Origin of the sequence: Mycoplasmopsis iners ATCC 19705 (assembly GCF_000701805.1) — a bacterium.
GTDB lineage: Bacteria > Bacillota_I > Bacilli_A > Mycoplasmatales > Metamycoplasmataceae > Mycoplasmopsis > Mycoplasmopsis iners.
Window position 1 is genome coordinate 1 of record NZ_JNJW01000028.1, and the last position, 1,328, is coordinate 1,328.

The 1,328-nt window shown below is 26.0% G+C and carries 1 protein-coding gene; it reads left to right on the forward strand.

Annotated elements, in window-relative coordinates; translation table 4 throughout:
- The first annotated feature begins 77 nt into the window (after window positions 1-77).
- On the forward strand, window positions 78-1,301 hold the full coding sequence (locus tag T395_RS03605; protein WP_029513017.1) for an IS3 family transposase: 1,224 nt from the start codon (window positions 78-80) through the stop codon (window positions 1,299-1,301).
- Window positions 1,302-1,328 lie beyond the last annotated feature (27 nt).

Genomic DNA, 1,328 nt, shown 5'->3' on the forward strand with positions numbered 1-1,328 from the left:
TAAACTAGGACAAGAAAAGTAGACAGAAAATAAAAACTGTCTACTTTTCGTTTACAATAAGAGAAAGGAGTTTACAAATGGCTAAACAATTGAAACATTATGAATGATTAGATCTATTTAGATGACTAGAAAATTGAGAATACACAAATGAATATGAATACAAATTTGCATCTTATATTTCAGAAAAATATAATAAGGATTACTTTAAAGAAAATATTAGACGTAGAATTTGAAATAAATTTAGAGAATATCAAAAAGACGAAACTGTAATATTTTCAAAAACAGGAACAGCCCCTAAAAAAGGGAAGGGTTGTGGAAGACCCAAAAAGAAAACTATTGAAACAGATGATTCAATGATTGAAGAAATGACTGATGAGCAAAAGAATGAATTCATAAAAATTATGATTGAAATTTTCAGAGATAATAAAATTGAAATTGATTGAAGCAAAATCAAGAAATCATCTTCTGTTACAAATAAACAATTTATATATTTTTTAGAAATACCAAAATCTACTTTTTATAAGAAAATGTCGCAATTAGATAAAGAAGTCTCTCAAACATCTGAAAATGAAGAATTACATTCAATTGTCAAAAAGGCCTTTTATGAAAATAAAGGTCGTTTTGGTCGTTGAAGATTGAGCGTTTATATACTAAAAGTATATAAAATAGACATAAATTACAGAACTTTAGGAAGAATAATGAAAAAATTGAATCTAATTTGTGTAGTTAGGCCAAAACGTAAAGTCAGAGAAATCAAGAATACAAATGTTAAGATTGAAGATCTTGTAAATAGAGATTACAATGGAATTACAAATAATATTATTGCAACAGATGTTTCATATATAAAAGCACCAAACGATATTAATGAAAATCATGTTTATCTTTCAGTTGCAATACATCATAAAACAAAGAAAATTTTAAATTGAAACTTATCAAGAAGAAATGATACAGATTTAGTTATTTCGCACATCAAGGATATAAAGTTTAAAAAACCTTGAATTCTTCACTCAGATCACGGATTTCAATATTCATCATCTAAATATCTCGATGTAGTTGCAAAAAACAATGGAAATGTATCTATGGGCAGGGTCGGAAATTCATTAGATAATAGGGAAGTTGAATATTTCTTTTCAAACATCAAATCTGAGTGTTTAAACTTTGTAAATTACAAAACAATTTGCTTTGATAAACTCAAAAACATTATCAAAGATTACATTGAATGATATAACAATGAAAGATTTCAATCTGTGTTAAATTGAAAAACACCTCAACAATATTGAGATGCTTTGAGTTTTTTATAAATTGTCTATAAAACTTGTCCTAGTTTA